Origin of the sequence: Kribbella ginsengisoli (genome assembly GCF_039537185.1) — a bacterium.
Taxonomy (GTDB): Bacteria; Actinomycetota; Actinomycetes; order Propionibacteriales; family Kribbellaceae; genus Kribbella; species Kribbella koreensis.
Genome location: NZ_BAABAA010000015.1, coordinates 19,826 through 42,347, shown reverse-complemented (window position 1 = coordinate 42,347; position 22,522 = coordinate 19,826). Strand labels below are relative to the sequence as shown.

Annotated in this window: 22 protein-coding genes; 8 read left to right on the top strand and 14 right to left on the bottom strand. The window is 68.4% G+C overall.

Features of this window, described 5'->3' with window-relative positions; genetic code table 11:
- Nucleotide 1: 1 nt before the first annotated feature.
- Complete coding sequence (locus ABD768_RS36185; protein WP_344848482.1) at nucleotides 2-1,195, bottom strand: Maf family nucleotide pyrophosphatase; 1,194 nt, start codon at nucleotides 1,193-1,195, stop codon at nucleotides 2-4.
- A gap of 8 nt (nucleotides 1,196-1,203) precedes the next feature.
- Nucleotides 1,204-2,895 carry a DUF885 domain-containing protein gene (locus ABD768_RS36180; protein ID WP_344848479.1) on the bottom strand — a complete coding sequence of 564 codons (1,692 nt, stop codon included), beginning with the start codon at nucleotides 2,893-2,895 and terminating at the stop codon, nucleotides 1,204-1,206.
- An 85-nt stretch (nucleotides 2,896-2,980) separates the two neighbouring features.
- Between ABD768_RS36180 and ABD768_RS36175 the strand changes: the two genes are divergently transcribed.
- The gene (locus ABD768_RS36175; protein ID WP_344848476.1) at nucleotides 2,981-4,339 is read left to right on the top strand and encodes a neutral zinc metallopeptidase; all 1,359 of its coding nucleotides are present in this window, start codon (nucleotides 2,981-2,983) and stop codon (nucleotides 4,337-4,339) included.
- 76 nt (nucleotides 4,340-4,415) lie between these two features.
- Here the strand turns inward: ABD768_RS36175 and ABD768_RS36170 are convergent, their stop codons facing one another.
- The 3 genes from ABD768_RS36170 to ABD768_RS36160 are packed head-to-tail and all read right to left on the bottom strand — an operon-like array spanning nucleotide 4,416 to nucleotide 6,551.
- Entirely contained in the window at nucleotides 4,416-4,766 is a 351-nt protein-coding gene (locus ABD768_RS36170) for a hypothetical protein (protein ID WP_344848473.1), read from the bottom strand.
- Between the two features lie 28 nt (nucleotides 4,767-4,794).
- Complete coding sequence (locus ABD768_RS36165) at nucleotides 4,795-5,118, bottom strand: MmcQ/YjbR family DNA-binding protein (protein ID WP_344848470.1); 324 nt, start codon at nucleotides 5,116-5,118, stop codon at nucleotides 4,795-4,797.
- A 17-nt stretch (nucleotides 5,119-5,135) separates the two neighbouring features.
- Nucleotides 5,136-6,551, bottom strand: coding sequence for a DHA2 family efflux MFS transporter permease subunit (locus tag ABD768_RS36160; protein WP_344848467.1), 1,416 nt, complete (start codon nucleotides 6,549-6,551; stop codon nucleotides 5,136-5,138).
- 94 nt (nucleotides 6,552-6,645) lie between these two features.
- On the opposite strand from ABD768_RS36160, the gene ABD768_RS36155 reads away from it, so the two are divergent.
- Nucleotides 6,646-7,188: a TetR/AcrR family transcriptional regulator gene (locus ABD768_RS36155; protein ID WP_343983285.1), complete on the top strand. Its 543-nt coding sequence runs from the start codon at nucleotides 6,646-6,648 to the stop codon at nucleotides 7,186-7,188.
- Here ABD768_RS36155 and ABD768_RS36150 read toward each other — a convergent pair.
- The 9 genes from ABD768_RS36150 to ABD768_RS36110 all read right to left on the bottom strand — a co-directional run bounded on the left by ABD768_RS36150 (nucleotide 7,185) and on the right by ABD768_RS36110 (nucleotide 16,393).
- Complete coding sequence (locus tag ABD768_RS36150) at nucleotides 7,185-7,733, bottom strand: hypothetical protein (protein ID WP_344848464.1); 549 nt, start codon at nucleotides 7,731-7,733, stop codon at nucleotides 7,185-7,187. The genes ABD768_RS36155 and ABD768_RS36150 overlap by 4 nt on opposite strands.
- Nucleotides 7,730-9,031, bottom strand: a complete 1,302-nt coding sequence (locus ABD768_RS36145) for a DUF58 domain-containing protein (protein WP_344848461.1) — start codon at nucleotides 9,029-9,031, stop codon at nucleotides 7,730-7,732. Before ABD768_RS36145 ends, ABD768_RS36150 begins: the two co-directional genes overlap by 4 nt.
- A complete protein-coding gene (locus tag ABD768_RS36140) occupies nucleotides 9,028-10,005 on the bottom strand; it encodes an AAA family ATPase (RefSeq protein WP_343983279.1) in 978 nt (325 codons plus the stop codon). The genes ABD768_RS36145 and ABD768_RS36140 overlap by 4 nt, the downstream gene beginning before the upstream one ends.
- 8 nt (nucleotides 10,006-10,013) lie before the next feature.
- The gene (locus ABD768_RS36135; RefSeq protein ID WP_344848458.1) at nucleotides 10,014-10,547 is read right to left on the bottom strand and encodes a hypothetical protein; all 534 of its coding nucleotides are present in this window, start codon (nucleotides 10,545-10,547) and stop codon (nucleotides 10,014-10,016) included.
- Nucleotides 10,544-11,305, bottom strand: a complete 762-nt coding sequence (locus tag ABD768_RS36130; RefSeq protein ID WP_344848455.1) for a DUF4129 domain-containing protein — start codon at nucleotides 11,303-11,305, stop codon at nucleotides 10,544-10,546. The genes ABD768_RS36135 and ABD768_RS36130 overlap by 4 nt, the downstream gene beginning before the upstream one ends.
- 58 nt (nucleotides 11,306-11,363) lie before the next feature.
- Nucleotides 11,364-12,572, bottom strand: coding sequence for a GNAT family N-acetyltransferase (locus tag ABD768_RS36125; RefSeq protein WP_344848453.1), 1,209 nt, complete (start codon nucleotides 12,570-12,572; stop codon nucleotides 11,364-11,366).
- 100 nt (nucleotides 12,573-12,672) lie between these two features.
- Nucleotides 12,673-14,424, bottom strand: a complete 1,752-nt coding sequence (locus ABD768_RS36120) for a proprotein convertase P-domain-containing protein (protein ID WP_344848450.1) — start codon at nucleotides 14,422-14,424, stop codon at nucleotides 12,673-12,675.
- A gap of 121 nt (nucleotides 14,425-14,545) precedes the next feature.
- The gene (locus ABD768_RS36115) at nucleotides 14,546-15,448 is read right to left on the bottom strand and encodes an XRE family transcriptional regulator (RefSeq protein ID WP_343983267.1); all 903 of its coding nucleotides are present in this window, start codon (nucleotides 15,446-15,448) and stop codon (nucleotides 14,546-14,548) included.
- 75 nt (nucleotides 15,449-15,523) lie between these two features.
- A complete protein-coding gene (locus ABD768_RS36110; RefSeq protein WP_343983265.1) occupies nucleotides 15,524-16,393 on the bottom strand; it encodes an AraC family transcriptional regulator in 870 nt (289 codons plus the stop codon).
- A 114-nt stretch (nucleotides 16,394-16,507) separates the two neighbouring features.
- Here ABD768_RS36110 and ABD768_RS36105 point away from each other — a divergent pair, with 114 nt between their 5' ends.
- From ABD768_RS36105 to ABD768_RS36080, 6 genes are all read left to right on the top strand, one after another.
- Nucleotides 16,508-17,497, top strand: a complete 990-nt coding sequence (locus ABD768_RS36105) for an aldo/keto reductase (RefSeq protein WP_344848445.1) — start codon at nucleotides 16,508-16,510, stop codon at nucleotides 17,495-17,497.
- Between the two features lie 111 nt (nucleotides 17,498-17,608).
- Nucleotides 17,609-18,376 carry an ATP-binding cassette domain-containing protein gene (locus ABD768_RS36100; protein WP_344848443.1) on the top strand — a complete coding sequence of 256 codons (768 nt, stop codon included), beginning with the start codon at nucleotides 17,609-17,611 and terminating at the stop codon, nucleotides 18,374-18,376.
- The gene (locus ABD768_RS36095; RefSeq protein WP_344848440.1) at nucleotides 18,373-19,161 is read left to right on the top strand and encodes an ABC-2 family transporter protein; all 789 of its coding nucleotides are present in this window, start codon (nucleotides 18,373-18,375) and stop codon (nucleotides 19,159-19,161) included. The genes ABD768_RS36100 and ABD768_RS36095 overlap by 4 nt, the downstream gene beginning before the upstream one ends.
- A gap of 2 nt (nucleotides 19,162-19,163) precedes the next feature.
- Nucleotides 19,164-19,949 (top strand): ABC transporter permease, encoded by a 786-nt coding sequence (locus ABD768_RS36090; RefSeq protein WP_344848437.1) that lies wholly within the window; start codon nucleotides 19,164-19,166, stop codon nucleotides 19,947-19,949.
- Between the two features lie 30 nt (nucleotides 19,950-19,979).
- Complete coding sequence (locus ABD768_RS36085) at nucleotides 19,980-21,173, top strand: serine hydrolase domain-containing protein (protein ID WP_344848434.1); 1,194 nt, start codon at nucleotides 19,980-19,982, stop codon at nucleotides 21,171-21,173.
- A gap of 188 nt (nucleotides 21,174-21,361) precedes the next feature.
- Nucleotides 21,362-22,435 (top strand): CobW family GTP-binding protein, encoded by a 1,074-nt coding sequence (locus tag ABD768_RS36080; RefSeq protein ID WP_343983248.1) that lies wholly within the window; start codon nucleotides 21,362-21,364, stop codon nucleotides 22,433-22,435.
- The last annotated feature ends 87 nt before the right edge of the window (nucleotides 22,436-22,522 follow it).

Sequence of the window (22,522 nt, the reverse complement as noted above, 5' to 3'; positions counted from 1 at the left end):
CTCAACCAGCTGATCTGCGGAAGCGGATCAGCGGGTAGAGCGGGATTGCGGTGTTGCCTCGGGGTGGGCCGGGGAACGTTGTGGCGCCGTCCAGGTGGAGGCCGTGATGGGCTGCTCTGGCTACGAGCAGGGGTAGGGCGTCTTCGGAGCGATGGTTGTCGGGGGTGCGGCCAGAGGCGTAGCGGGTGGATTCGCGTTTTTCGGTGGTGGTGATGAAGACGCCGTCCGGGCGGAGGACTCGGGCGACTTCGGCGAGGACCTGGTCGCTGTCGTCCAGTAGGTGTAGGAGCCAGATCGCTAGTACCGCGTCGCAGCGGCGGTCGGCGATGGGGAGTTGGGTGGCGTCGGCGGCGGCTACGTGGCCGGGGAGGCGGACGCGGGCGTGGTGGAGCATCGCGGTCGACAGGTCGAGGCCGTGGATCAGGTTGCCTTGGGCAACCAGTTCGGCTGCGACGGTGCCGGTGCCGACGGCTAGCTCCAGGACGCGTCCGCCCTTGGGCAGTAGCTCCTGGATGGCGTCGGCGGCCGCTTGTGCGCGTTGGGTGCCGCCGCGCGTTTCGTCGTACCGGGCGGCTTCGGCCTCGTCGTACTCGAGTTTGCGGGAGGTCGCCGTCCACAGCGACGGCCAGTCGATGCCGACCTGAGCGAGCATCCGGCGGACCAACGGCAAGGAGATGCCGACGACGTTGTGGTAGTCGCCCTCGATGCCGGTGACGAACGGGCCGCCGAGCCCGTCGACGGTGAACGAGCCCGCGACGACCAGGGGCTCGCCAGTCGCGACGTACGCGTCGATCTCGGCCTCGGTGAGGTCGGCGAACCGGACCGTCGTGGAGGCGAGTTCGCGGAGTTCCTGGCGGGTGCGCGTGTCGAAGAGGCAGTGGCCGGTGTGCAGTACGCCGGTACGCCCGCTCATCATCCGCAGCCGCTCCCGGGCGACTTCCGGCGTACCGGGCTTGCCGTAGGCGACGCCGTCGATCTCCAGGACCGAGTCGCAGCCGAGCACGGTCGCGTGATCGGTCAGCGTGGAGACGACCGCCCGCGCCTTCAACACCGCGAGCGCGCGGGCCAGCTCACCCGGCGACTCGGCCGTGACGTTGTCCTCGTCGACGCCCGAGACGATCACCTCCGGCTCGACCCCCGCGTTGCGCAGGGTCTGCAGCCGCGCAGGCGACTGCGAGGCCAGCACGAATCTCACCGGGCCGCTCACAGCTTCGCGAGGGCGCGACGGAGCGGGTCCAGGCCGACCGAGCCCAGATTGAGCGCGTCCCGGTGGAAGGTCTTGAGGTCGAAGGCCGCCCCCTTGCGCTGCTTGGCCTCGTCCCGCGCCTGCAGCCAGATCCGCTCGCCGACCTTGTACGACGGCGCCTGCCCCGGCCAGCCGAGGTACCGGTTCAGCTCCGCCCGCAGGAACTCGGTCTCCATCCGCGAGTGCGCGCGCAGGAACTCGAAGCCGAGTTCAGCGTTCCAGATCTCCCCCGGACGCCACCCGAACGGGTTGTCGCGTGGCACCGCCAGCTCCAGGTGCATACCGATGTCGATGATCACCCGGGCCGCGCGGAAGCCCTGCGCGTCCAGCATGCCGAGCCGGGCGCCGGGCTCTTCGAGGTAGCCGAGTTCTTCCATCAGGCGCTCGGCGTACAGGGCCCAGCCCTCGCCGTGGCCGGAGACCCAGCAGCCGAGCCGCAGCCAGCGGTTGAGCTGGTCGGTGCGCAGCATCGTCTGGGCGACCTGGAGGTGATGGCCGGGCACGCCTTCGTGGTAAACGGTAGTAACCTCGCGCCAGGTGGCGAAGTCCTCGACACCGGCCGGCACGGCCCACCACATCCGGCCCGGGCGGGTGGTCAGGTCCTCGCTCGGCGGCGTGTAGTAGATCGACCCGTCAGAGGTCGGCGCGATCATGCACTCGATCTGCTTGATCGAGTCCGGGATCTCGAAGTGGGTCCCGGCCAGCTCCTCTACGGCGGCGTCGGCGAGCTGCTGCATCCAGTCCCGGAACGCCTCCTTGCCGTGGATCTTGCGGGCCGGGTCGTTGTCGAGCAGTTCGGCGACGGCACTGATGCTGCGGTCGCCGCCGTTCAGCGAGGCCGCGATGGTCTCCATCTCGGCCTCGATCCGGGCCAGCTCCTGCCAGCCCCAGGCGTACGTCTCCTCGAGATCGACGGCCGCACCGAGGAAGCTGCGCGAGGCGAGCTGGTACACCTCCCGGCCGCACGCGTCCCGATTCGGGGCCTGCGGCAACAAGTCGGTGGTCAGCCACTGGCCGAACTGGTCGTAGGCCTTGCGGGCGGAGGCGGCAGCCGCCTCGACGGTGGCCTTGATCGCGGTGTCCGGCGCCTTCGCGGCGAGCCCGGCGAAGAAGTCGTCACCCTCGGCGCCGGTCCAGCTGGCGATCCGCTCGGCCAGCACGTTGACCTGGCGCGCGGCGGACACCCGCCCGGCGGCGGCTTGCTCGATCAGGGTCTCGCGGAAGCCGTCCAGCGTCGTACCGACCAGGTTGAGCCGGATGGCGATCGTCTCCCAGTCGTCCTGGGTCTCGGTCGGCATCAGGTCGAAGGCCGAGCGGATGTCGACCGGCTTGCAGGAGATCGCGTTCAGCTGGTGCTGCGGCACACCGGCCTCGCCCTGCTCCAGCTCGAGCCCGATCCGCTCCAGCAGCGCGTCCCGGGCGGCCTCTTCCCGCGGCGACGACACCTGTACTTCGGAAGCCTCGGCGACCGTACGCCGGTGCAGGTCGATCAACGCCTCGAACCCGGCCGGCGAGTAGTCCGGCAGCTCGTGGTCGTGGCCGGGGATCCCCATAAAGGTCGCCTCGGTCGGATCCAGCGCGGCGTACGCCTCGAGGAACCGCTCGGAGATCTGGTCGATCGGGCTGTTCGGTGGGGTGGTGTCCGTCACCAGGCCGACACTACCGCGCGGCTGAGCTCAGCTGCCGGTACTGTGTCGCTCGCTCGCCGGTCGAAATACTTGAAGGGACATGGGGTTGACGCAGCCGCCTTACGGTCAGCAGCCGGGTGGACCCTATGGGCAGAACCCGAACCAGCCACCGCCGAACCAACCGCCGCCGTACCAGCAGCCCGGATACCAGCGGCCGGGTCAGCAACCCGGTCAGCGGTCGGGTGGTCAGCAGCCGGGTTATCCACAGCCCGGGTACCAGCAGCCTGGGTATCAGCAGGGTGGGTACCAGCAGGCCCAGGGCCAGCCGCCGTACCAGTACGCCGCGCCTTCCGTAGCCCCGCAGCAGGGCCAGGGGCTCGGCTGGGGGCCGCAGTTCGCGCCACCGCCCGGTCCGCCCGGCTACCCGCCCAGCCCTGGCTTCCAGCCCGGCTGGCAGCCGCAGTTGCCGCGCCGGAAGAAGTCCAAGGCGCCACTGTTCGCCATCCTCGGCGTCGTCCTGGTCGGCGTCGTCGGGCTGTGGATCTTTGGCGTGATCAAGAAGAACGCCGACAACCACTACACACAGCCGGTCTACACAGCGCCGACCATCCGGTCGACCGAGGCGCCGTTGCCGACCACCGCGCCGACCGGCAAAGCGACCGGCAGGCCGACCGCCACCCGGCCGACCCAGGCGCAGCCGACCAAGACGGCGACCTCGCAGCCGCCCGCGCAGCTGTCGAACCAGGACATCGTCGCCAAGAACCGGCTCTACAAGACCGGTCAGATGCGCTCGGTGAACTGCAGGGAACCGAAGATCAAGCCGAACACCGCGGCCAACGCGGCGAAGTACTGGGCCGCGATCAAGCCGTGCCTGGACCGGTCGTGGGCGCGGCAGCTCGCGCTCGCGGGGTACAAGTTCAAGGCGCCGACGATGCTCTACTGGGCCGGCACCAGCGTGAACAGCCCGTGCGGCAACGGCCCGGTCGCGGTGCCGTTCTTCTGCAGCTCGAACCACATGATGTACATGAAGGTCGACAACTTCGTGAAGAGCTACAACGAGTACCCCTACGCGGACGCGAAGGCCTACGCGCGGATGTGGTACTCCCGCTCGATCGCGCACGAGTACGGCCACGCCATGCAGTCGCTGACCGGCATCCTCGAGGCGTCGTACGACATCCAGTACCAGCTGACGAACTACGACGACCGGATGCGCCAGACCCGCCGGATGGAACTCCAGGCGAACTGCTTCGCCGGCGTCTTCCTGGCCGCCAACAAACGCAGCTACCCGATCAACGGCCTGATGCTCCAGGTCTGGAACAAGTGGGTCGTCACGTCCGGTGACAAACCCGAGCAAGGCGACCACGGCAGCCCGTCCAGCCAGGCGCACTTCATGGGCCGCTCCTTCGTCACCGCCAACCCCGCCAGCTGCAACACCTTCGCCGCCTCCAAGAAGTACGTAAGCTGACGAATCGCCCGGCACGTCGTACAGTGCCTCGGTGTGTTGCTGCTGCGGCACCGGAATACGCAGCAGCAACACACCCTCACGCCGACTTGGCGTCCAGCAGCTGCAACAACTCGTGAGCGGCCAGCTCAACCTCTTTGTGCCGCCACTCCGCCGCCCGGTACACACAGGCGATCAGCCCGGTCCGATGCACCCGCCGCAGATCCCCGTACCCGAACGCGAACCGCCCCTTGGTCTCGGCACCAGCCCCCACGGTCAGCCCCAGATGCCACTGCCCGTACTCCTCCCAGGAGTGCGACTCCAAGTACTTGTTCTGCTCCTCGGCTCCCGGCTGCACAGCTCCCCAGTCACTGTCCAGCACATACTGCCGCGCCTCGATCAACTTCTTCGCATACTCCACAGCCCGCTCATTGACCTCGTACTTCGCCATACCTGCCCGGTGCCCAGAATCCCCAGCTTCATTTCAGGGTTTCGGGGGCGGCTTGGTGCCAGGAGTCCTGGATGATGTCGCGGAGTTCGGTGGCGTCTTCGAGGGCGGCCAGGCGGGCGCGGACCCAGCTCGAGTGGGATTCGTGGGGTGGGACCCAGAACTTTTCGGGTTCGGCGGCGATCAGCTCGCCTCGCTCCAGCCGCGGACAGCGGACGGCGAAGGAGGTTTGGTCGTCGGGGATGGTGAGGAACATCCGGCCGGCGACATCGAACGTCGGGTGGCCCCATCGCTCCTTCTCCACAACCTGTGGGAGCGACAGGGCCACCCGGCGTACGTCGTCTGCGTCAAGCACGACGACAGGTTAGTAGCTCAGCGACGGCGCCCCGGGAGGAGTAGGGCCAGTACTGCGCCCGCCGCCACGATTGCCGCTCCGACCCAGACGGCCGGTACCAGGCCGTCGACGTACTGCGCCGGGCTCGCATACGACCCGGCTGAGGCGAAGACGGAGGCCAGTACTGCGACGCCCATCGCGACCCCGACCTCGCGGATCGTGTTGTTCGTGCCGGACGCGACGCCCCGGTCGGCGTCCCCGAAGCTCGCCATCACCACGCTGGCCGACGGGGCGAAGGTGAGCCCCATCCCGACGCCGGCGAGGACGAAGGGAGCGACGTACGACCCGTAGGTGACGTCGGTGGTGGTGACCAGCGCCATCCACGCCAGCGCGGATGCCAGGAACACCTGCCCGGTCGCGATCAGCACCCGCGGCCCGACCCGGTCGACGACCAGCCCGGCGAGCGGTGCGACCACCATCGGCGCCATCGTCCACGGCAGCGTGCGCAGACCCGACTGCAGCGGCGTGTACCCCTGGACCACCTGGAAGAACTGCGCCAGCAGGAACACCGACCCGAACACACCCACCGAGAAGGTGAACGCGGTCGCGTTCGTGACGCTGAACGCCCGCACCCGGAACAATCGCAGCGGCAACATCGGCGCCGGCGCCCGGTGCTCCCAAACGATGAAGGCGACCAGCAGCACAGCCCCACCGATCAAAGCAGTCAGGATCCGCCCCGACGACCAGCCGTCGTCCGCTCCGTGCACGACGCCCCACACGATGGCGAGCACCGAGCTCGCGGACAGCACCAGCCCGAGCAGATCCAGCTTCTTCGCAGCCCCGCGCGACTCGCTCAGCACCCGGGCCACCAGCGGCAGCGCGATCAGCCCGATCGGAACGTTCAGCCAGAAGATCCACTGCCAGTTGATCCCGTCGACGACCGCTCCCCCGACGACCGGACCAACAGCGACACCGAGGCCGGAGATGCCGCCCCAGATACCGATCGCCGCACTCCGCTGACGAGCCGGTACGGCGGCCGCCAGCAACGTCAGCGACAACGGCATGACCGCCGCCGCGCCGACCCCTTGGATCGCGCGAGCGCCGATCAGCATCCACGGCTCGGTCGCCATCGCGCAGGCCGCCGAAGCGAGCGTGAAGAGGGTGATACCGGCCAGGAAGATCCGCCGCCGGCCGAGCCGGTCACCGATCGCCGAGGCGGTCAGCAGCAGCGCGGCGAAGGACAGCGTGTACGCGTTGATGAACCACTGCAGGTCGGTCAGCGAGGCGCCGATCTCGGCCTTGATCACCGGCAGCGCGTTCGTCACCACCAGGTTGTCCAGCGTCACCATGAACATCGGGATGCCCACCACGGCGAGCACGAGGGCCAGCGAGCGCCGCACGGCGGGCTCACCGGCCGCCGGCGAGGCGGCGGGTTCGAGGGCGGTCGTGGTCATGTCCAGCTCCTTGTTGTTATCGACTGATAACTAGCGTCGAGACCAAAGTATGCATTGACTGATAACATGTCAAGCGACGACGAGAGGACGGATCATGACGAAGACCAGGCTGACCGCGGCCGAGCGCAGCGAAGAGGTGCTCCAGGCGGCCGTGGTGGCGTTCGGCGCCAACGGGTACGCCGGCACCAAGACCGACGAGATCGCGCGACTGGCCGGGGTCTCCCAGCCGTACGTGATCCGGCTGTTCGGCACCAAGCAGCAGCTCTTCCTGGCCACCACCAACCGGGTCTGCGACAAGATCGAGTCGGCATTCCGGCGGGCCGCCGACCGCGAGCCGACGCTGGCCAGCCTGGGCGACGCCTACAACGAGCTGATGCCCGAGCGCGAACTGCTCGTCGTCCTGCTGCACGGCTTCGCGGCCAGCTCCGACCCGGCCATCGGCGAGACCGTCCGGGAGCGCTTCGGCCGGATCCACAAGACGGTCGGCGAGCTCACCGGCGCCACGCCCGAGGAGGTCACCAGGTTCATGGCCACCGGCATGCTGCTGACCGTGATGGCGGCCATGCAGGTGACCGGCGAGAACCCGATCTCCTGCGAATGGGCCACCGAACTACTGGGCAGCCTGAGCGGGGGCTAGCGGTCCCCCACCGACTGCCCGGCCGCGAACCAGATGGCTCCGGTCGCGGCCACCAAAGCCGCGACCGTGACGAACAACGAGCCCTGTACCTCGGCCCCGCGAACCACGCCGGCCGCGATCGCCACCACCGGCCCGAGCACCATCGCAACCGTTGCTGGCAGCAACCATTTGCGCAACGCCTCGCGACTGACCACGGCATACGACGGAACCTGCCCGGCGAATGCGGACGCCAGATGCACCACCAGCAAGGCGATCCCGGTCAGCACCAGCGGTAAGGTCAAGTCACTCGGCGCCCGCATCAACCACCCAAGGCAGACGACGATCAAGAACAGCAGCGGCGCCAGCGAATCCGGCAACAACACACAAGCGACCAACAGAAACGCCCCCGCGACCGGGATCGCATCCATCTGATCCCACGGCGCCAGCCCCGGCACGATGAGCGCCACCAGCCCGGCCACCGCGATCGCCGACCGTGCAACCCAGGTCGCCACATTCGTCGCCTGCAACTGCGCCAGCCACTGGCTGATCCGGTCCGCCCCGCTCATGACCGCATCCTCGGCGCCGAGGCCACCCGCGCGGCATCCCGCAGTACCTCGTCCAGCGTCCCAGCCCCGCGCCAGCCAACGGTCGGTACGCCGAGATCGCCCAGCCGGTCCAGCTCCGCCCGACGCTCGAGCAACCGGATCCGCCAGGCCAACGGCCAGGCCTTCGAATCGTGCTCCTCCGGATCGATCACGTCGCTCACATCCGGCGGCAGCGTATCGACCGCGATCACCGTGCACCCCGAGTGCACCAGCGTGACGATGTAGCCGAGCATCTCCTTGCGCAGCAGCGGACTCAGCACGATCACCAGGCTGTCGGAGCGGATCCGGTGCCGCCGAGCAAGCTGGTTCTCGTCCTGCTGACGCCCCCGCCGATCCGCGTGCACCAGCACGTCGAGGATCCGCCGCAGGTGGGACCTGCCGCTACCGGCTCGCACGCCGCCGACCGTAGTACCGGTGTCGATCAGTCGGACCCGGTCGCCGTGCCGCAGGTAGTGCTCGGCGATGGACGCGGCTGCGCGGACTGCTGTGTCCAGGCTGCTCGATCGGCCGTCGATGCCTTCGCTGATGCCGACCTCAGCGCCCGTGTCGAGCAGGATGACGACCTCGGTGTCGCGGTCGGACCAGGTCGACGTGACGTGTAGTTCACGCGTCCGGGCCGACACCTTCCAGTTGATCCGCCGCAAGCGGTCGCCTGTACGAAACGGCCTGACCCCTGCGAGCTCTGTCCCCTCACCGGGCCGCCTGGACCGGTGCAACCCGACCAGCCCGGCAGGACGCGGTACCGCATCCACTGCCTCGAACCCATCGCGCAGTGGCAACGTACTGACGGCCTGAGCAGCAGCTGAGCGAACCTGGACCCGGTAGGCACCCAGCACGGACGTAGCGATCACGTTGGGCCGCTCTAGCTGCCGAAGTCCCCAACGCTCCGACCTCAGCCCGACCTCCAGCGTCACCGAGCCTTCTGAGACAGAAGAAGCCACAGCGGCCTGCGGCGGGTCGTAGCGGAACCACGGCGTCCGAACCAGCGCCATGACCACCAAGTCGACGTCAGGGTCCAGCCCCTCCGCCACCTTCAGCCGGTACGTCGTCGCCTGGCCCTCGAACAGCACGTCGGCGTCAAGCTCGGTCTCGAGCACCGGCTCCTCGTGCGGACGGAAGTACCGGCCCCACGCAGCCACGAAGGCCAGTGGCAGCCCGAGGACCGCCATGTCCGGTCTGCGAGCCAGCACAGCGATCAGCAGCAGGGGTGCCGCGACAGCGACCACCCTGACCTGCGCGTGTGTCGGCAGCCAACTCACTGCCGGGCGCCCGCGACGGTAGGCGGCGCAGGGACTGAGCCCAGGACAGTACGGACGACAGTGGCTCCGGTCACCTCATGCAGCCACAGCTCGGGTCGCACGGTGATCCGGTGAGCCAGCGCGGGAATGGCCACCGCCTTCACATCCTCCGGTACTACGTAGTCCCGCCCCTGGATGACGGCGTACGACCGGGCAGCGAGCAACAGGGCCAGCGAGCCACGGGGTGAGGCGCCCACGAGTACCTGGGAGTCGCGACGGGTCGCAGCGGCGAGCTCTACGCAGTACCGGCCAACGGTGTCGTCGACTGTGACGGTCTCGATCGCCTGCTGGGCCGCGAGCAGGCCGATGGCGTCGGTGACCGGCTCGACCTTCTGGTCCTCCGAGCGGCGGCTCATCCGGCGCTGCAGCACCTCCCACTCCTCGTTGGCTGTCGGGTAGCCGAAGGCGATCCGGAGCATGAAGCGGTCGAGCTGGGCCTCGGGGAGCGGGTACGTGCCCTCGTACTCGACCGGGTTGGCCGTGGCGAGCACGTGGAACGGTACGGGCAGCGGGAAGGTCTCGCCCTCCACAGTGACCTGGTGCTCCTGCATGGACTCCAGCAGCGCGGCCTGGGTCTTCGGTGGCGTCCGGTTGATCTCGTCGGCCAGCAGGAGGCCGGTGAAGATCGGACCCGGCCGGAACACGAACTGCGAGTCCCGCTGGTCGTACACGAAGGCACCGGTGACGTCGGAGGGCAGCAGGTCCGGAGTGAACTGGACCCGGCGGAACTCGAGCCCGAGCGCCTGTGCGAACGACCGGGCCGCCAGCGTCTTGGCCAGGCCCGGGTAGTCCTCCAGCAGCACGTGCCCGCCGGCCAGGATCCCGGCCAGCACCAGCTCGAGCGCGTCAGCCTTGCCGACCACCGCCTCGCCGACCCGGTCCAGCACCTTCCGGCTCAACGCCGACACCTCGCCGAGGCTCAGCTCATCAGTCACGGGTTCCCTCACAACTTCTCGATGGTCTGGACTGCCAACTCGATCTCCGCGCGCGTCGCGGTCCGTGCCTCGGTACCACTGATCAGGTCCCACAGTTGCTCGCCGGCCACCTCGCGGGCCCGGTCCGGCTCCAGCTCCGGGTCGACGCCGTGCCGGTGCACCAACCGGTCCACGGTGAGCTCCAGCAGCAGCGGCCGGATCCGGCGGGTGAACGTCATCGATCCCTCGCCGGCCCTGCGCTCCCGGTCCGACTCCTGGATCCAGGTCGCGAGGAACTGGGTCCGGTTGTCGCTGTGGCGACCACGGCGGGCCGTCAGCTTCTCGTCGTACCGGGCCGGCCAGGAGCTCTCCAGGATCTGCGGTGCGATCAGCCGCAGCGCCAGGGAGCCGAAGCCGATCGCCAGACCCATCGCGACGAACCACAGTGGCCGCGGCTGGGTCCCGGCGAGCGCGAAGGCCGCAACCAGTATCAGGCTGCCGGCCACGGCGATCAGCAGATGCTGCACCAGCAGCTTGTCGAACGGCCCCAACCGCTGCCTCATGGCGCAGCCACCCCGCTGCCTTCCGACCCGGCCTCGGCAGGCTCGGCCGGCTTCCGACGGGCGATCGCGGCAGCCAGCTCGTCGCGCAGCCGCACCAGAGCGCCCCGCGCCTGCACCCGCGCCTCCTCAGTCGACCCGTGCGTCGAGTACCGCGCCTCGCGGTAGAGCTGCGCCAACCGGAGCAACTCCGGCTCGGAGATGCCACCAACCCCCAGTACTCGGACCACGAACTCGGCAGGCGTCTCAGAGTCCAAGCGCCCCACCCCTGCGGACGCAGCCGCTCTCTCGAGAGCCACCCAGCAAGCGATCACTCCGTCGGTCGCAGTGCCGGAGTCAACCGCCGCCAGGCCCGACTCGACCGCTTCGGCGAGCCGGTCGACCTTCATCCGCTCCCAGGCCTCGCCAGAGCGCTCAGGCGTCGGCAACTCGACCTTGGTCATCATCCGGTAGAGCGCGCGGATCAGGAGCAGTACAAGGATCGTCACCGCGGTGTAGAAGATGGCCTGCCACAGGAACTGGATCCAGGCCGGCTGCTTCACCGGCTTGATCTCAGGCCGCGGCGGGGCCGACCCCTGCTGCTGTGGGTTCCCCGTGGGCGGAGTGATAGTCGGGAGCTCCCGCGGTGCCGCCGAGGCGGTGCTCTCGCTGTACGGCCGGACGCTGCCGCCCGCCGAGGCCAGCACGACCAGTGCGACCGCGGCGACTCCCAGCATTAGGACGACGGCAACCGCCAACGCGCTACGACGGCTCGGCTGCATCCCGGAAGACTAACTCGCTGCTGGATCAGCACTGGTCGGCTGCAGCAACCTGCAACGGCTAGAAGCCGGTGTCCATCCAGGGCGCACGGGCAGAGACGAATGCCCGCGATGTCGCCTCCAGTGCCCCTTCGGTCTTCTCCTCGACCAGACCGGCCGCTCCGAGCAGCGCGAGAGACGGCCGGCCGAGGTAGACGGTCGCCAGCTCACGTACGCCGAGCACGAGGTCCGGCGTACGGTCCGTCTTCTCGCAAGTTGCGCCCTTCTGGTTGCCGGTGAGGTGCCACGAGCCGGCATTCCACGGGAGGAAGTCGTCCTCGATGCCCAGGACAACGTCCACGTCCTCCGAGTAGGTCCGGGCGGCCAGCGCAGGGCCGACATCGGTCAGGCGGGCCCAGATCCCGTCCAGCGTCGTCGCGTGCGCCGCCCGCGGGTCTACGAGCAGGTAGAGCAGCGGGTCGTCGGACGGCAACTGCTCGTACTTCGTCTCGCTCAGCAGGTCAGGGTCGAGCAGGAACTGCCAGAGCGCGGCATGCGCGGCCAGGTCGCTCGAGTGCACCCTGGCGACATCGACGAACCCCTTGTCCGTACGCCGGGTCCGGTAGTGCGAGTAGCCGACCAGCTCGCCGTCGCGCTCGGCCAGCACGCAGCGCAGCGGCGAGGCGCCCCGGAGGTCGGTCACCACGTTGTCGTGCGTCACGTAGTACTGGAAGTTCTCGTTGTGCTGGAACATCCCCGGCCGGGTCAGCGCCTGGGCGTTGTGGAACGCGGCGGTCCGTTCCAGCGACTCCTGCGGGTCGGCGAACCGCACCTGCACGTCCTCGACCCCAGCCACCTTGCGCAGCTCGCGGGAGGACTTCTTGATCGTGATCTGCTGATGATCCGACGCGAGGCCGTAGCCGAACCGCCCGTAGATCACCGGCTCACTCGCGGTCAGTACGGCGAGCGGCACCCCCGCGTCGCGCAGGTCGGTCAGCTGCTGCCGCATCAGGTCCCGCAGGATCCCGCGGCGCCGATGCGTCGCCACCACGCCGACCATCGTCACCCCGGCCGCGGCGACCTGCCCACCAGGGACAGTCATCTCGAACGAGAACGCCCCGGTATGTCCGACCAGCTCGTCCCCGTCCGCGGCGACGATGCTCCGGCCCGGCTCCCAGACCTTCTGCTCGGTCTCCAGCTGAGCCTCGCTCCAAGGGGCCGAGAAGGCCACCTCGATCAACGCCCGCAACTTGTCCCATTCGCCGCCGTAGTGGCCGATACCGATCGTCATACCCCCTGCCTACCAGACGACCGAGCCACTCCGCCTCGGAGTTTCGGGAGGGCGCCGGCCGGCTGTCCCCATGCCGGCCGGCGCGTCTACCGGGTGATGATCAGAGCGCGATGGACCAGTTGGTGAGGGTGCCGGTGTCGCCGGGGCCGTTGTCACCGATGCGGAGGGTCCAGGTACCGGCCGCGTTCTCCGAGCCGGTGGGGGTGACCGTGTAGGTCTTGCTGGCCGGCAGCGGGTGGCAGGTGGCGCCGCCGTAGCGCTGCAGGTAGTACCACCGGCCGCTCGGGGAGACCACGCTGATGTTCAGGTCCTCGAGGCAGGTGTGGTTGCCCTCGACGGTGACCTGGAACGGGCTGCTGGCGCGACCGGTCGCGGTCGAGCGGATCGGGCTGACCGCCGTCTGGTAGTCCCGGATCGGGAAGTCGGTGCCGTTGGCGAACGTCCGGCCGCCGCTCGGTCCACCCGGCTGCGTACGTGCTGTGACAACCGCGCTGGCCGGCGACTTGTTGCCTGCGGCATCCTTCGCCTGGATGGTGAAGGAGTAGCTGGTGTCAGCGGACAGCCCGGAGACCGTCGCCGACGTACCGGCGACGCTGGTCGCCAGGGTGCTGCCGTTGTAGACGTCGTACCCGGTCACGCCGGTGTTGTCGGTCGACGCGTCCCAGGCGAGCGAGACGCTGTCGGACGTCGTACCGGTCGAGCGCGGGTTGCCCGGAGTGGTCGGCGCCTGGGTGTCGCCGCCCGGGTCCGGCGTACCGGTCAGCAGGGTGAGGTTCCACTTGGCCAGCGCCTCGTTGATGGGCTGGAAGATCGAGTTGCCCGCGTCGCCCTGGACACAGCTGCTGTTGCCGCCCGAGTGCAGTCCGACAGCCTTGTCGCCACGCAGCCACGCGCCGCCGGAGTCACCACCCTCGGAGCAGGCGCTGGTCGTGGTCAGCCCGTCGACCGTGACGTTTCCGTAGTTGATCGACTGGTTGATCGCGGTGACGGTTCCGCACTCCCAGTTGGGCGCGGTGTTGCCGGAGTGGCAGACCGCGTCGCCGACGATCGCGTCGGCCGAGCCGCTGACCGTGACGGCCGGCGAGCCGTAGGTGTTGACGTTCGGCGAGAGCGTCCAGCCGCTCTCGGTCACCGCGACCACGCCCATGTCGCCTTCGCGGGCGTTGATGCTGTGGGTGCCACCGACGTTCGACGTACCGAGCTTGTTCGCCTGGTTGATCGCCCCGTACGCCGCCTGGTCGGCGTCGTTCGTGCAGTGCCCGGCGGTCACGAAGAACTTGTTGCCCTGAGCATCGGTCGCCGGGAACGCGACCGAACAGTACGTCTCGCTCCCCGGCCACCACGGATCACCCGGGTTGACCTCACCGGCCTGCTGCTCGACCTGGGTGCTGACCTGCACGACCTGTACGCCGTCGCCGAGCCCCCGCAGCGCCCCATACGCACCACGAGCCCGTACTACGACCTTGTTGCTGACCGGGTCGATTCCCCAACTCTGCAGGCCACTCCCGCGATCCGCCCGGGTGATCTTGTCGACCTTGGCGAGCAACGCGTCCAACTGAGCCTGACTACGGCTGACCAACTTCGGAGTAGCGCCGGCCTGCCGGACCTTGGCCGCCTCGGCCTCGTTGGTCACGGCAACCATCAACTTGCCATCGGCGATCCACCGCCCGGCCTGAGCCGGAGACTTCGGCAACTTGTCCGATACCTGGTGCAGTACTGCCTGCTGCTGGACGACCGTGGGCGTCGGCTGCTGGTTCGCGCTGGCCGGGCCGCCAACCGTGACGAGTGCCGCGATCGCGGCCAGCGTCGCCGCCGAGCCGATCGTGGCGGCCATCATTCTGCGCCTTTTCATCAGTGGTTCTCCTTGAATTCTCCGGGGGAGGTCAGGCCGACCCTAGAGACGAATTCAAGGCACCGATATCGGTCGTACTGTTTTCACAGTTAAGGCTACAGCCTTAACACTTCACTTTACTTTAGTCGGCCCAGCGCCAGCGGAATCCGTACCGCCCGGGCCCGAAATTCAGCGCGACCCCATGGACGGACTCCAGTGGCTCAACCCGCACGGCCACCTCGTCCGCCTCGTCCAGCTGGGAGTAGCGCACGCAGTCGACCGGCAACCGGTCCGGATCGAAACAGACCTCCAGCACGAACTCGCGGACCGGCAACCGGAATTTCCGCTCGTAGTTCGTGGCCGGCGGATAAGGCGCGGAATTCACCAGCTCGTGCTCGGTGATCACCGTCTCGCCTTTCCGCAACGGCCGGTCGAACAGCAATTCCGCGACCAGCAACCCGTCCGCGGGCCGCAATACCGTCCGGCCCAATCGGCAATGCCGTAGCGGCCGGATCTCGGGCAACGCGCGATCGTGCTCGTCGAGGTGCATGATCACCACCCAGCGGTCGGGTCCGTCCGCTTCGGCGCGCAGTACCTGGCGCGAGTGGTACGACCGCTCGCCACCGTCGGCGCCGACGAACACCCGGTCGTGCTGGCTGATCCGGGTCAGCCGCTCGTCCCACTTGATGTCGACCTCGCTGACCGCATCCTCGACGGCATCCGGCCGGGCCCAGAACGCGGCCACTTCAGGGGGTACCGGCACGGTACTGAGCCAGCGCCCCCGCCTGCGCGGCGGACCGACCGAGTCCGTCAGCGTCCCCGCCGGGACCTCCAGCACGGTCTCCAGCAGTTGAACAGCCGCCAGCGAATCCCGTCGCTCCGGCCGGGACCGTCCCGACTGCCAATAACTCAGCGTCGCGAGACTGACCGAGATCCCCTGCCCGCGCAGCCGATCCCGGATCCGCTCCAGCCCGAGCCCGCGCGCACGGATGGCCGCTCGCAGTACCACCGCGAACTCATCCGTTTGCACCACTGGCTCCGGCATAGTCCGCACCTTAGTTAGCAGCCCAAGGCAACGGAAGACATCAGGGCCTTAACAGTTAACTGTGGAACAGCACAGTCAACTCCGCAGCTGGGCCGCGTCCACGCTCGGCGGGGTGCCGAACAGGCGGCGGTACTCGCGACTGAACTGCGACGGACTGTCATAACCCACGCTGTAGCTGATCCGGGTCACATCGTTGGGCTGCGTCGCCAGCAGCAGCCGCGCCTCCTGCAGCCGGATCTGTTTCTGGAACTGGATCGGGCTCATCGCGGTGACCGCGTGGAAGTTGCGATGGAACGCCGACACGCTCAACCCGCTCGTCCGGGCCAGATCCTGCACCTTGAACGACTCCCGATAGTGATCGCGAATCCACCGCACCGCCCGAGCCACCTGCGTGAGACTGCTGTCCGCCAGCCCCAGCTGCCGCACCAGCGCCCCCTGCTCGCTGACGATCAGCCGCCAGAGAATCTCCCGCTTCACCAACGGCATCAGTACTTCGCGATCGCGCGGCTGATCCAGCAACCGCAGCAACCGTACGACCGCATCCAGCAAGTCCTCCGGCGCCTCGGACACCGCCAACCCCGGCAGAGCCGCCTTCGAACAGTGCGGCAGATCCGCCGACAGCAACAGCGACGCGATCTCGGCCGGATCGAGCTGCATCCCGAAGCTCAACGCCGGCTCGTCCGGGCTGGCCACCGTGAACCGCCCGGTGATCGGCATGTCGACCGAGCAGATCAGGAACTGGCCGGCCCGGTAGTCGTACACCCGATCCCCCAGCGCCAGCGACTTCCGCCCCTGCGCCATCACCGCGAGCACCGTCCCGGTCATCGACGCCGTCGGCGGAGTCGGGTGGTCCGAGTGCGAGATCATCACCCCGTCGAGGTCGCTGCCCCAGTCCGGCCGCGCATGCCGGGCCATCAACGCGCGCAACTCCACCAGCCCGGCCATGACTCCGATTGAAGCACTCGGCACCACCCCGAGTCTCACCAGAAGCAGAATCAGGCAAGGATGCGCCACCATCGTTCTAACGCTCGGTAGCGGCCCGGTGGTCGAATGGAAGCCATGAAGACACTTCAGCTGGGAACCGATGGACCGATCGTCAGCGCGCAGGGATTCGGCGCGATGGGCATCAGCGTCGGCTACGGCGACACCGATCTGACCGAGGCCCGGGCGACCCTCGAGCACGCCTTCGAGCTCGGCATCACGCTCTTCGACACCGCCGACGCCTACGGGTTCGGCGAGAACGAGCGCTTCCTCGCGCCCTTCTTCGCCGCGCACCGCGACGAGTTGGTGATCGCGACCAAGTTCGGCCTGAACCGCACGCCTGATGGTGAGCTGACCATCCACAACGACCCCGCCTACCTCCGCGCCGCCGCGGACGCGAGCCTGCAGCGGCTCGGCGTCGACGAGATCGACCTCTACTACATGCATCGGCGCGATCCCGCGGTACCGCTGGAAGAAATGGTTGGCGCGATGGCGGAACTCGTTGCCGCGGGCAAGGTCAAGCACCTCGGCCTGAGCGAGGTCACCGCCGACGAACTCGCCACCGCGCACGCGATCCACCCGATCGCCGCCGTCGAGTCCGAGTGGTCGCTGTTCAGCCGCGACATCGAGCGCCAGGTCGTGCCGGCCGCGGCCCGGCTCGGGATCGCGATGGTGCCCTACTCGCCGCTCGGCCGCGGCCTGCTGACCGGCGTCAACCACGTCGACCCGAAGGCCACCAACGACGTCCGCAACACGATGTCGCGCTTCCAGGGCGCCAACGGTGAGGCCAACCAGGCGTTGCTCGAGCCGCTCCGGAAGATCGCCGAGACCCGGCAGGCAACGGTCGCGCAGGTCGCGCTCGCCTGGGTCCACCAGCGCACGGCGGTCTGGGGCACGTCGGTCGTACCGATCCCTGGCACTCGTAGCCGCACGCGGGTCGAGGAGAATGTCGGTGCTGTCGGCCTCACCCTCGACGACGCCGAACTCGCCGCCCTGGAGCCGATCGCCGCGGAGGTCGCCGGCGCTCGCTGGGACGACCCGAGCTTCATCTCTTCCGGCCGCGAGTAAACCTCACGCTTCAACCCAGGTCTCAAGGTTCCGTTGCTTTGCCGGGCCTACGGGCAGCATGCAGCTCATCGCAACCTTAAAATCTTGCATCAAGCTCCTAGTTTCAGAGGCATGAGACCAGCTGTGTCTGTGAAAGGCCTGGGCATGACGTACCGGGCGCCCGTCCGCGAGGCCGGGCTCCGGTCCGCCCTCCGCTCGGCCGTCCATCGCCACTACCGCCACATCGAGGCGGTGTCCGAGCTCACCTTCGATCTGCACGCCGGCGAAGTCGTCGGCTTCGTCGGCCCCAACGGCGCCGGCAAAACGACCACGATGAAGATCCTCTCCGGCATCCTGCACCCGACCGCCGGCGAGGCCCGCGTCCTCGGCCAGATCCCCTGGCGTCGCAAGCACGACTACCTCAAACAGATCGCGCTCGTCCGCGGCAGCCAGCCGATCGGCGGCCCGGCCGAGCTCACCGTGATGGACTCCCTGCGCTACCAGCAGATCCTGTACGAGATCCCGAAACCCGACTTCCGCGCCAACCTCGCCGAGCTGGTCGAGCTGCTCGACCTGGACTCCCTGCTGGACAGGCAAGTCCGCGCCCTGAGCCTGGGTGAGCGGATGCGCGCCGGACTCGCCATCACGCTCGTGTACCGCCCGAAGGTGCTGTTCCTCGACGAACCCACGATCGGCCTCGACGTCACGGCTGCCGCCGCCCTCCGCCGCTTCATCGCCGGGTACGCCGTACAGTCCGGCGCCACCGTCTTGCTGACCAGCCACTACGTCACCGATGTGGAGTCGTTGTGCGAGCGGGTGATCCTGATCGAGGAGAGCCGGGTCCGCTACGACGGCTCCTTTGCCTCCTTGGACTACTTCGATCGCGAAGGCAACCGGTGACGGCGGCCGTGCAGCCGATCCGGCTCGTCCGTCTGCTCAGGCTGGGCATCTGGCGCAACTCGGTCCAGTGGTGGAGCCTGCGCTCCTTCGTCATCACGCTCGTGATCGGGCAGGCGGTCACCCCGCTGCTCGGCCTGCTCGTCTGGTCCTCAGCCTTGCCCGGCAACTCCGGAATCACCTCGTACTACGTTGTGCTGCTGGCCGTACAGCTGCTCACCGTCTCGTACGAGCACCACACGCTGGCCAACGAGATCTACGGCGGCGAGTTCGCGGCCGAACTCGTCAAGCCACGACCGGTCGTCGTCGACCTTCTCGCCACCAACCTCGCGATCCGGCTCTGGCACCTGCTGTTCGGGCTGCCACTGATCGTCCTCGTCGGACTCCTGGCATCTGTTGATTTGGCCTTGCCGCAGCTGCTGCTTGCCTTGCCTGCTGTGCTGCTCGCGGGGTCGATCCGTTTCGTCTTCACCTACACGCTCGCACTGACGGCCATCTGGACGCAGCGGGCGCACGGCGCGGTGGGGATGGGCGAGACGCTGATCTTCCTGCTCGGCGGGACGGCCGCGCCGCTGACCTTCCTGCCGGGGTCGCTGCAGGAGGTCGGTCGGCTGCTCCCGTTCTGGTCGATGCTCGGTGCGCCGGCGGAGATCGCGGCCGGCAGTCTGTCGACGCCGGGAGTCGTGGCGGCGTACGGCGTACAGGCTGCGTGGCTGGTCGTGCTGACTGGCCTTGCAGCGGTTGTCTGGCGACTCGGGGTCCGTCGATTCACGGCTGTGGGAGGGTGAGAATGGTCAAGACCATCAGGCTTTTCGGGGTGCTGTTCTCGATGTCCGTCCGGCGGAGCGTCACGTTCCGGGCGGATCTGTTGTTCGAGTTCGTGGTGACTGTTGTCGCGGGGGCTGCGTCGCTGGCTGCGCTTGGGGTCGTCTACACGCGGACGGACAGTCTCGGCGGCTGGTCGGCGGGTGAGGCGATCGCGCTGCTGGGGACCTTCCAGATCGTCAGTGGGTTGCGGGCGGCGCTGGTCGAGCCGAATCTGCAGTGGTTCGGCGAGCAGGTGAAGAACGGGCAGTTCGATGCGTTGCTGATCCAGCCGGCGCCGGCGATTCTGCTGGCCAGCCTGGGGACGTACGCGCCGCTTGCGCTTGTTCAGGTGGCGTCAGGGTTCGGTGTCGTCTTCTACGGCCTTGCCCATGCGGCGGTCGGCGTCACTGTGGTCGGCGTCGTCGGGTGGCTGATTCTCGTGGTGACCGCGACGATGCTCACCTGGGCGACGCGCGTGCTCTTCTCCTCGGTGGTCTTCTGGGCGCTCGGTCTCAGCCTCGACGTTGTGTACGACGCGGTGTGGCAGTTCGGGCGCTATCCGGTGCAGCTCTACGCGACGCCACTGCGGTTGCTTCTGAGCTATGGGTTTCCGGTGGCTCTCGTCGCGACGGTGCCTGCTGATGTGCTGGCGCGGGGCGGCGGGCTGGTGGCGTTGCCGGTGAGTGTGGCCGTTGCGGGTGGCGCTTGCGGAATCGCCTTGTGGGTCTGGCGGGCGGGCCTTCGGCGGTACACGAGCGCTACCAGTTGACTGTCCGTGGGCTCGGTTACGTTGGGCTGCATGATGACGGTGCTCAGGAAAGAGATGGACGGATTCGTCGCGTCTGGCGCCTTGCCTGGTGCCGTGATCGGGATCAGCTCCCCTTCGGGCGAATGGATCGAGGCGGTCGGGAGCAGCGGGCCGGGTGGGGCGCCTTTGCCGGCTGATGCGGTGGTGCGGATCAGCTCGATGACGAAGCCGCTGACCGCTGCGCTCACTCATCAACTCGCGGCTGACGGTGTGCTTGCATTGAATGCTCCGGTCACTCGATGGCTTCCTGAACTCGCTCACCGCCGGGTGGTTCGCCGGCTCGACGGGCCGGCGGACGACACGGTGCCCGCTGAGCGCGAGGCGACGGTCGAGGACCTGCTGACGATGCGGCTCGGATTCGGGTTCGCCTTCGAGGTGGACTCCTGCCCAGTGGCTGATCTCGCTGTCGCGCGTGGGCTCGGGATGGGGCCGCCGCTGCCGTCGGCCGTGCAACACACGCCTGACGAGTGGATCGCACAGTTCGCCACGCTCCCTCTGATGGAGCAACCTGGGCGGCATTGGCGGTACGACCTCGCCTACTCGGTTCTCGGGGTGCTGCTCGCACGCGCCGAGGGGAAGCCGCTGCCTGCGTTGATGGCCGAGCGGTTGTTCCAACCGCTGGGAATGGTCGACACGGGGTTCTCGGTGCCGGTGCGGGCCCGTGAGCGGTTGATTCCTTGCTTCACGAGCGGCGACGACGGACTGGTGGTTTTCGACGGTACTTCCGACAGCGACTGGCTGGAGCCACCGGTCTTCCCGCATGCCGGTGGCGGCCTGGTGTCGACAGCCGCCGACTACCTGCGCTTCGGACGCCTACTCCTCAACGGCGGCAGCCTGCCCAGCGACGGGAGCCTGCCCGGCGAGGGCGACCCGCTCGACGGCGGGAGCCTGCTCAGTGCGGAGGCGATCGACGACTTGAGTCGTGATCACCTCGGCGAGGAGCAACGCGACGGGCCGTCCGCGTCGATCTTCCTCGACGGCGAGGGCTGGGGTCACGGCGTACAGGTTCGGCTCGATCCTGCGCTCCCACGGCGGTACGGCTGGGGCGGCGGGCTGGGGACAACTTGGTACAACTTCCCCGACCACGGTGTGACCGCGGTGCTGATGACGCAGCACCTGCCACCGCTCGGCGAGCCGATCCTGCACTTCTGGAAGACGCTCGACGAGTTACTCGGGGCTGCCTGACCGGGGCGGTGGGGTGGGGAAGAAGTTGCACAGCCGACGCGCGCAGCTATGCGAGGACGCTCGGGTGAGCGCACTATGGGTGGAGAGCAACTATTCCCCGGTACTGCGCGGAAATCTCCCGGTCCGGATCGAGAACTCGTCTACCCCCGGCTCTTTACTGATGAAAACCGTTTTCATATAGTGGAGGCATGGCCGCCCATCGGAAGACCCCGCTGACCCTGCTGACCGGACTCTCGACCACGCTGCGGGAGCCTGTCCTGGAGGCCATGGTCGACGCCACCACAGTGGCCGTCGTCGTGGACCAGGACGAGCTGCCCGGCCGGGGAGTGCTCACCTGGAAGGTGTTCGACCAGAGCGGCCCGATCGACGCGGGCGAGTTCAGCGTGGGCGACGACTGCGGCGCCTGCCAGCTGATCGAGTCACTGCTGCCGCTGCTGGAGACGCTCGTCGCGCGGGAGCACTGGCAACACGTAGTACTGGCGACGCCACCGGCGATGGAGGCTCGGTCGCTGGTCAATGCTCTGGTTGCGACGATGCCCGAAGTACAGGTCGACACGGTGACCTGCGTGGTCGACGCGGTATTGCTGGTCGAGCAGTTGTCCGGGGACGAGTTGCTCGACGAGCGCGGGCTCGCGCTCGGGCCGCCGGATCGGCGCAATGTGGCGGAGTTGACCGCACGCCAGGTCGAGTACGCCGATGTCTGCGTGCTCGCGAACGCTCATCGCGCCAAGGCGCCCGATCGCTTGCACCACTTGCTGCAGCACCTCAACCCGCGGACGACGGTCGTCAACGCGGACATCACCGGCGTACCGGCCGGCAAAGTCAGCCGTCTTGGTCTCTTCGATTTCGCGGCCGCCGAGGCCTGGGCCGGCGAACTGGCCACCGACTCACGCCTCCAGCCAAGCGGCGACGGCGTAACCACAGTCCTGTGGCGCTCAAGCCGCCCACTCCACCCCGCCCGCCTCAGCGAAGCGCTCGAGGACATCGTCGAAGACGTAGTCCGCAGCCGAGGCGTCGTCTGGCTCGCCAATCGCCCAACCCAACGCGTCCGCTGGGAATCCGCCGGCTACAGCGCCTCCCTCGGCACCCTCGGCGAATGGTCCGAAACCAACCACCTGGCCGAGTGCACAGTCGTAGCCACCGGCGTAGGCCTGGACCCCGCCCGCCTCCAAGCCATCCTCGACAACTGCCTACTCACCGAGTCAGAACTAGCCACCCTCGACTGGCAATCCCTCGAAGACCCCTTCGCCGGAGTCCTCTGAGCACCCGGACCGCCACCACACATCAACCCCACGTCGACCTGGCGACTCACGCTCAGCCGCTCCGTCCGGACGCGCCGAACCGCGGCT